We start from the raw sequence: 5,353 nt of genomic DNA on the forward strand, positions 1-5,353 counted from the left end.
GTTCTTGAGCCAGAACAGTGCCCGCTTCTGTGTTCCCGGGTGGCTATGTTGCCCCGTTGCGTCCGTTCACCCCGCTCCCCGCTCCCCCGCCGAGGTCGTCGCAAGTTCCGCTCACATGATCCGTCCCGCCGTCCGCAGTACGGTGCCGTGACGAGCTCACTTGGAACCACCTCGGGCAACTAACACGTAGCCGTGCGGTTCCATTCGTCAAGGAACGCGCGTTCAGCACCGTCAGGTTTAGATGGCGCGCCACTTAGCGCGTTCCGCGCCTTCTTCGCTTTGCCACACACGGTAGATACAAAGTCCAGGTGGTTACCCTCGTTCACGCTGATGTAGGCCACCCCGTCGTACCCGCTTGCGCGTAGGGCTTGAATACCGGCGCGCGCGTGACTCGGCCTCAAAGCCGGCCCCTCCACTGGAGTCTCGAAATCCACACTGAACTTCGCATTCCGCACGAACATCGTCGACAACGTGAAATCGTAGAACCCGGCATCCCACATGTTCGCAACAACGGATGCGTACTGACCCCATTCATCGCGGTTCAGATACGTGTTACTGTCCGCCCTCTGATCCTTGTGCCGCACGGACACGGAGCCCACGCCCGCTGGAAGTCCGTTCACTTCCGAAAGTGTTGTTCTTATCTGTTGCGACGTCTCTAGAGCAACCTCAAACCGCGCCTCTGACAGGTCAACTATCTCCACATTGATGTTTTTTGCTGTCAACTGGCGATACACGCCCAGCGCCTGTTCAGAGTCGATCTGTTTACGGTGGCGAGGCAAAGAACCTTCAGCACTCTGGATGACCCGGAGGCCCGAGGTGATAAAACGGGTTGACACGTCCTTGTGGTCCTTCGCGAACACCCCGCTCACTTTGTCCACAGCTTTCGCATCTGGGAAGCTCGCGTTCACGGATACATGATCGGAGCTGGTCTGGGGTTCAAACCCCACTTCGAGCTCCCGCAATTCCCCGCCATTTTTCTTGACCTCTGCGTGGATCGCGTCTGCGAGGCGTTGCTGAGCCACATCATGCGGATTCATGGTGACATCGGTGCGTTTTGCGTCTTCCTTCTCCCCGTTCGTCGCGGTGAAAACACCGTCGACGTCTTTTGCTTCAGTGCGCATCCAGTCAAACGGGTCCTTATCCACAGTGGCAGACACTCTTTTTCCTCGGATTGTGCCGCTCGTGATGTGTTTGTGCCCCGCAAGCTGATGTACCAGGTCGAATGAGGGAAAAGCATAGCGCGGAATAGACGGGGAGCTCGTTGGGTCAACGTACGTCACCTCAGCCTCAAACACGCCCCTGGCAATCACCAGGTCCACATCGACATCAAACCTCACATTGCGATACTTTTCCTCAAGCGCGTCCATGGTCAACGAAAGCTCCGCCGGCGAAGTCTTCTCATCGACCTCAATGCGAATGTGGTCACCCTTGACCTCCGCATCTTTGATGCCCTTCTGCGACTGAGCAAAGTCGCGGAACTCTTCACGGGTCATGTTCTGAGGCGCGCTCGTGGGCACTGGCACTGGCCCAGGGTTAGGTCCAGGACCGGGCCACAACACGTCACATGCCGTCCCTGCCGTAGCCACAAGAAACACACTCATGGCAATCATGACGGTTCGACTTCGTGCCCACAGTTTTGCTCTCATGTGTTCAGGTTACGGCGGCCCCGCCCACGAGCGGTGCTGCCTCCTGTTCCCAAACGGGCACGTACGTCATCAGTCGGGTACACCTCGGGCGCACCCACCAACCACTGTCCGACCAACACAAAAGGCCCGCCCCGCACTACCAACCAAGTGCGGGGCGGACCCTCAAGCGTTACGCCAGCGCTACTTACTTCTTGCGACGCGCCAGGAGCACTGCGGCCCCACCAACTCCTACAAGGAGGGCGGCGAGTCCCAGGCTCACAGCCACGTTCACACCCGTACGTGGAAGTGGCTTGCCGTCGTTGTTATCTCCCTGTCCCGAGGTGGAATCATCGTCCGAACCGTCACCCGGCTGGGCAGGGGCTTCCGAAGGGTCGTCCGTTGGTGCAGGCTTGCCCGGTGCTTCACCCGGGGTTTCAGATGGGCGGTCAGTCGCGTCGTCGCCAGGTTCCTCAGATGGGCCCTCGCCCGGTTTCTCACCTGGAGCTTCCGAAGGTGCGTCGGAAGGTTCGTCGGTAGGCTCTTCTGCGGGAGGCTCCTCGGCGTCAAAAATCTTGCCCAGGCGCAAGAACACGGTTTCCCCGGTCGCGTCGTCCAGTCCGTCGTTGTCAGTCACAGCGTAGGCCTGGCCGTCAGCTGCGATTGTGAACCCTTCGAGCTTTTCCTGGGTCCAACCGTTTGTGGCCCTGAGGTATGGGAGTACGTCAACAGCATCAGCCTTGGTGACCGGCTGGGCTGGTGGGACTCCGCCGGCGTCTGCGTCTGGGACGTCTGGCAGCGTCACCTTGACGACGCGCTTGACCTTGGCGTCTGGTCCGTTGAGCTTGTCGCGCTCAATAACAGCCACGGTCTTGTCGTCGATCACGGTGATCTCGGACAGGCCCATCCAGTCGCCCTTGGTGTCGGTGCCTTGGAGTTCGTAGCTGAACCAGTCGAACTCCTTGGTCTTGACGTTGTACTTACCAATCCGCGTTGTGTTTTCGCCTTCAAGAGCCTTGCGGTCCTTAACCTCTGGGTCTTCCCACAGCGGACGCTGCACCACGAAGAACACTTCCTCTTCACCGGCCGCGTTGACGTGGCTGTCCACTCCTTCCAGACCCCACTTGCCGATGTGCTTCGAAATTTCTTCCGGCAACGACACACGCTCTTCGATGTTGAGCTTGTCATCGGTGCGGATCAGAGCGTTTTCAGCACCGGTCTTGCCTTCTGAAGCCAGCCAGAATCCGCCGTCCTTGCGGGTTGCCAGACCTTCGATGTCCAGACCCTCTGCCGGCTTGCCCTGGTCCATCACGGTGCGCGCTTCGGTGATGCGCGCGGGGGTCTGGGAAGCGTCAACGGTGTAGACCTGCCCGTGTGACAGCGCGGAGTCCGAGGCGGCAAAGAGTTTCGTTGCGTCCTTCTGGTCTGCGGTCAGGGCTCCCAGGGCAGTCCAGCCGATGTACTGGTCGCCTTCCTTTTCCGACACGATGGATGGCTGTGGGACTTCTGGCTGCTTGCCGCCCAGCTCGTAGAGGCCAACCGAGGAGCGCACAGCGTTGTCTGCTTCGTCTACTTCTGAGGAGATAGCGAGCAGGTTGCGTTCTGGGATAGGCAGGATGCCTTCTGGCCCGTTGGTGGTGAAAAGCACCTGCTTGAACTTAGGTTCGGCAGGGTTTTCGACGTCATACACGGCCACGAAGTTGGAGCGTTCTGAACCAACAAATGCGTAACGCGTGCCGTTCATTTCGGCTACTGCGATACCTTCTGGTTCTGGCCCCTTCTTGTCAGCGCGCTTTTCGATGTGCAGACCGTGCTGGATTGCGATTTCTGCGAACGAGTTGCCGGCGTCCCACGCGACATTGCCCGTGGTGTCAAAGACGGTCCAACCGCGGGTGCCGCCCTTCCAGTCACCTTCGTTGGCCGTGGCCACGTGCTCGTCGTCGATCCAGTCGATTGCGTCGGGTTCACGAGGCGCGGTGATGGAGTCTGTAGCCTTGATCAGGCCGTCTTTGGTGGCGTCAACGCCTTTGATCGTGGGAGCGCCGGCGTTAAAGACTGATTCGATCTCCCCGGTGGCAACGTCAACAATTGCGACTCCGTTGTTTTCCTGGAACGTCATCGCAACCTTGTGGCCGGAGTTAAAGGACACGTATTCGGGTTCCAGGTCTTCTGGGGTGTCCAGGCCAGCGTCTTTGACGATTGGGAGCGGGTTGCCGTCCTCATCGTTGAACATGATCGGTTTGGCGCCCCAGTTTGAGGGGTCACCGTCGAGGTTGATGGTCTGCAGGAAGCCGGTTGGCATCTGTGGGAGGCCACCGTCGCCTTTGTCTTCGTCACGCTGGTTTTCGATTGCGATCGCGGCGTGCTTGCCGTCTTCACTGATGGCGATCGAGTCAGGCTGGCCCTTGAGGTCGATCGATGCCACACGGGAGTGGTCGGACAATTTAACGACGTCAACCCGGCCCTTAGGGTTTTCAAAGTCGCCACCGGTTTCGTCGATAACGACCAGTACGTAGTCGCCGGCTACCGCGACCGAGGTGGGCTGGTCATCCGCGTTACCCAAAGTTGCGAGGTTGAGGCTTCCGTCACCCTTTGGGTTAGCCGGGTCGGAGATGTCCAGGAAACCGATGCGCTTTCCCGCAGCATCGGTGTAAATCATGGTGTTGCCGTCGGGGGTTACGGTCGAAATCTCTGCAACCGTTTCGTCGTTGGGGTCAACGTCCTTGGGCACGTTCTGGTACACGGGGTATGTTGCGGTGCGCACGAATGGCCCCGCCATTGAGTTGTTTGCACCGTTCTGGTCTGCGATTTCAGCAAGTGCTGGAGCACCGAAAGCAACTCCGGATGCTACAAGTCCGCAGGCCAGTCCACTGGCCATGATTTTGGTGCTGATTTTGCGCGGCATCTATGTGCTCCTCTTACAGGCGTGTTTTCCCGAGGGGAATGGGACTGGTCCAGTCTGGGTGTGTGGCGCGCTTAGCTGGGCACACCGGCAGACACTTCATCACACGTTTTTACACATCTGCGGTGAACACGTTCTTGCATGAATGTTGCCCCAGGGTGAACAGAGCTGGAGGTTGGGGAACCATGGCTCGACCAGTAACTGTCTACCCACCAACACAGCCCGGAGATGGAACACCTTGTCCTTAAAAGGTCCTAAAAATGGAGCAGACTGCGCAAAAACCGTTTACCCAACACAGCTCAATCTAATGTGATGACTACACACCCTTTTTGTTCGTTTTGTTCACGTTTTAGGCCAAAAATCGGCGAGTTACTCACCACAGCAAACGAAAAACATCTCACTTGTGGTGGGTAACCCGCGATAACCGCACTAACACGCAGGACATCCCCCGCCTCGGCCCCTAGAACGCGTTTGGCTACAGTCCAATTTGTGGACTGTAGCCAAATAACCCCAAAACACCCCTAAATAGTGACGCGCGCCACAGTTTTGGGCTCTTTTGGATACAACCGAGCCCCAAAATCGAACTCGACTGTAGCTAAACGACGCATTCCGGCGACTCCGCGACCCCAGGCAGCGCCGGACCCAACGCCATCGCAATCAACAAAACAACCGGAGAAATCATCGCCGAATACACCATCGACCCCACCAAAAACTACCAACCAAAAACAAGAACCCCACACACAAAAAAGGGGAACGATGACCCGACACATCAACACCCCAAAACGCAAAAAGTCTCGGGACATCGAGTGAACGATGTCCCGAGACTTCA

4 protein-coding genes are annotated in these 5,353 nt (G+C 58.0%); 1 reads left to right on the top strand and 3 read right to left on the bottom strand.

Annotation, left to right across the window (positions count from 1 at the left end; translation table 11 throughout):
- Nucleotides 1-183: hypothetical protein (locus QP868_RS11890; protein WP_284926773.1), on the top strand; the 183-nt coding region annotated here is incomplete at its 5' end.
- Here QP868_RS11890 and QP868_RS11895 read toward each other — a convergent pair.
- The 3 genes from QP868_RS11895 to QP868_RS11905 all read right to left on the bottom strand — a co-directional run.
- Nucleotides 180-1,646, bottom strand: a complete 1,467-nt coding sequence (locus QP868_RS11895; protein WP_284926774.1) for a hypothetical protein — start codon at nt 1,644-1,646, stop codon at nt 180-182. The genes QP868_RS11890 and QP868_RS11895 overlap by 4 nt on opposite strands.
- A gap of 184 nt (nt 1,647-1,830) precedes the next feature.
- On the bottom strand, nt 1,831-4,527 hold the full coding sequence (locus QP868_RS11900; RefSeq protein ID WP_284926775.1) for an esterase-like activity of phytase family protein: 2,697 nt from the start codon (nt 4,525-4,527) through the stop codon (nt 1,831-1,833).
- A gap of 518 nt (nt 4,528-5,045) precedes the next feature.
- Nucleotides 5,046-5,353, bottom strand: a 308-nt coding sequence (locus QP868_RS11905) for a hypothetical protein (RefSeq protein ID WP_284926776.1), incomplete at its 5' end; no start/stop codon positions are given.

Source organism: Brevibacterium sp. UMB1308A (assembly GCF_030230605.1).
Taxonomy (GTDB): Bacteria; Actinomycetota; Actinomycetes; order Actinomycetales; family Brevibacteriaceae; genus Brevibacterium.

What these genes read in the sequence shown, in the direction of transcription:
- QP868_RS11900 (WP_284926775.1), bottom strand. Translation starts at nt 4,527, where the DNA reads ATGCCGCGCAAAATCAGCACCAAAATCATGGCCAGTGGACTGGCCTGC.
- QP868_RS11895 (WP_284926774.1), bottom strand. Translation starts at nt 1,646, where the DNA reads ATGAGAGCAAAACTGTGGGCACGAAGTCGAACCGTCATGATTGCCATG.